We start from the raw sequence: 2535 nt of genomic DNA on the forward strand, positions 1-2535 counted from the left end.
CGTCCTCGTCGCTTCAATCCGCCTGTGGGTCAGGCACTTTGTCCACACCACCTAGTCGGCGTCGAGTTCTATCGGCTAAATAAAATACAATATAAACAAGTGGTTATTTGTATGTGAGTGATCGAGTGGGGATAGTTCAGACGCCCGCGCCTCAAATCGCGGCACGTCCTCCATCCTGTGGCTTAGCCGCTCGGATCTGACTCTTGGGCTCCCCAGTCGAGTTCTGTAGACCGAGATCGGCCCAAGCTTCCAAGTCGTGCACTGCATAGATCACTCGACCTCCGATCTTTCGGTAGGTCGGTCCAGTTCCGTACGTGCGGTGTTTCTCTAGGGTTCGCCCTGAGAGGCCCAGAAAGTGGCCTGCTTCGGGCGTCCTCAGATAGCGAGAGCGTGCGGGTGAGTCAGTTGAGTTTGCCATGTGCGCAGCCACCAGAGGTCTCCGATTCGGAAGCGAGGGGCGTAAGTTTGAGCGGCTGTGTCATCTCCGACCATCCGCGAGTTTACGGTCGGAACCATGCCGGGGTCGCGACGGCTAGATTATCGGACAACACCAACCGCAATCCACCGTCCTAACTACCGTCCTAATCGCCGTCCTAAAGGATGGCCCGACGATAGAGCTCGGTCGAAATGGCTAAATATTCAATGAAATCAAGGGGACGATGGTGGGTGATGTAGGGTTCGAACCTACGACCCGCTGATTAAGAGTCAGCTGCTCTACCGACTGAGCTAATCACCCACACCGATCGTCATGTCCTCGGCGGCGATTGGCCTTGCCGAAGGGCGCTCCTACTACCCAGCGGTTCGGGGGTTGGCAAGCGCTTTCGCAAACTTTCTTCGACAGTTTATGCTGATAACGGAATCAGCCGCAGCAAGGCGGCAGGGGAAACAGGCACATGGCATTCTGGAACCGGCGTCGTTCGATCGACGCCATGCTCAAGCCCCACGACGGACCGGGCCTGAAACCGACCTTGAGCTGGCCGCACCTGCTGGCGCTGGGCGTCGGCGCCATTGTGGGCACCGGAATCCTGACGCTGATCGGCGTGGGTGCGGGCCTGGCGGGTCCAGCCGTGCTGATCAGCTTCGCCCTGGCGGGTCTCGTCTGCGCCTGCGCGGCCCTGGCCTATGCCGAACTGTCGACCATCATGCCGGCCTCGGGCAGCGCCTACACCTATTCCTACGCCGCGCTGGGCGAGATCTTCGCCTGGGTCGTGGGTTGGAGCCTGATCCTGGAATATTCGCTGGTGGTGTCCACGGTCGCGGTCGGCTGGTCCGGCTATGCCGTGCCCTTCCTGGCGGGGCTGGGGCTGGATCTGCCGCTGGCGCTGTCGGTCGGGCCGCACGTTGAGGGCGGGCTGATCAACCTGCCGGCCATCTTCATCATCGCCGTGGTGACCGGGCTTCTGCTGCTGGGCACGCGCGAGAGCGCGACCGTCAATGCGGTGCTGGTCTTCGTCAAGATCGCCGCCCTGGTCGCCTTTGTCGCCATCGCCATGCCGCACTTCGACGCCGGAAACTTCACGCCCTTCATGCCCAACGGCTTTGGCGCCCCCTTTGTCCAGACGGGAGTCATGGCGGCGGCGGCCATCATCTTCTTCGCCTTCTATGGCTTCGACGCCATCGCCACGGCGGCGGAGGAGACCAGGAAGCCCGAGCGCGACCTGGCCATCGGCATCGTCGGTTCGATGGTGGTCTGCACCATCCTGTATATCGCCGTCGCGGCGGCGGCCATCGGCGCGGCGCCCACCGCCAGCTTCTCCGACAGTCCCGAGCCCTTGGCCCACATCATGCGCGGCCTGGGGCAGGGCGTCGCCGCCCAGTGGATCGCCGCCGCAGCCGTGATCGCCCTGCCGACGGTGCTTCTGGCCTTCCTGTTCGGTCAGAGCCGCATCTTCCTGGGCATGGCGCGCGACGGGCTGCTGCCCAACCGCCTGGCCAGGATTTCGCGGCGCGGGGTGCCCAGCGTCGTGACCATCTTCACCGCCATCGTCGTGTCCTTCCTCGCGGGCATCATGCGGCTGGACGAACTGGCGTCGCTGGCCAACGCGGGCACACTGATGGCCTTCATGGCCGTCGGCGTCAGCCTGATCGTGCTGCGGATGCGCGAGCCGAACCGCGTGCGCCGGTTCAAGGCCCCGCTGTGGCCGCTGGTCGGCGGCGTCGCCATCATCGGCTGCATCATCTTCTTCTTCAGCCTGAAGGGTTCGACCCAGCTCTATTTCCTGCTGTGGAACCTGTTCGGCCTGGCCGTCTATCTGCTCTGGTCGTCGCGCAACTCGCGCCTGGCCAGGGGCGAGGAGCCGTCGGCCTGATGGCGCGACGCGATCTGACGGGTGCGGTCGACTTTGCGGTGCTGGACGGCATGACCGGCGGCGACGCCGCCGTCAACGAGGAGGTGCTGGGCCTGTTCGTCAATCAGGCCGCCCTGTGGTCCGCCCTGCTGGACCCCAGGGCCGAGGGCTGGCGCGACGGGGTCCACACGATCCGGGGCGCGGCGGCGGGCATCGGCGCGCGCGATCTGGCGGCGACCTGCGCCGA

General features: G+C 64.5%; 2 protein-coding genes, 1 tRNA gene and 1 pseudogene. 2 read left to right on the forward strand and 2 right to left on the reverse strand.

Annotation, left to right across the window (positions count from 1 at the left end; translation table 11 throughout):
• Positions 1–151 precede the first annotated feature (151 nt).
• Positions 152–418, reverse strand: a complete 267-nt coding sequence (locus tag RTU05_RS17845) for an AlpA family transcriptional regulator (protein WP_299176338.1) — start codon at positions 416–418, stop codon at positions 152–154.
• 242 nt (positions 419–660) lie between these two features.
• Positions 661–736: transfer RNA gene (locus tag RTU05_RS17850), tRNA-Lys, on the reverse strand.
• A gap of 157 nt (positions 737–893) precedes the next feature.
• Between RTU05_RS17850 and RTU05_RS17855 the strand changes: the two genes are divergently transcribed.
• Together RTU05_RS17855 and RTU05_RS17860 are read left to right on the forward strand one after the other, a co-directional pair.
• Positions 894–2309 carry an amino acid permease gene (locus RTU05_RS17855; RefSeq protein WP_312599630.1) on the forward strand — a complete coding sequence of 472 codons (1416 nt, stop codon included), beginning with the start codon at positions 894–896 and terminating at the stop codon, positions 2307–2309.
• Positions 2309–2535 (forward strand): annotated as a pseudogene (locus tag RTU05_RS17860) (Hpt domain-containing protein); the annotation flags it as partial. The gene RTU05_RS17855 and the pseudogene RTU05_RS17860, both read left to right, overlap by 1 nt.

Source organism: Brevundimonas sp. (assembly GCF_032017145.1).
In the GTDB taxonomy this organism is placed as follows: Bacteria; Pseudomonadota; Alphaproteobacteria; order Caulobacterales; family Caulobacteraceae; genus Brevundimonas.

Bases quoted from the DNA above. Each gene is read 5' to 3' on its own strand.
- RTU05_RS17845 (WP_299176338.1), bottom strand. From the start codon at position 418: ATGGCAAACTCAACTGACTCACCCGCACGCTCTCGCTATCTGAGGACG.
- RTU05_RS17855 (WP_312599630.1), top strand. From the start codon at position 894: ATGGCATTCTGGAACCGGCGTCGTTCGATCGACGCCATGCTCAAGCCC.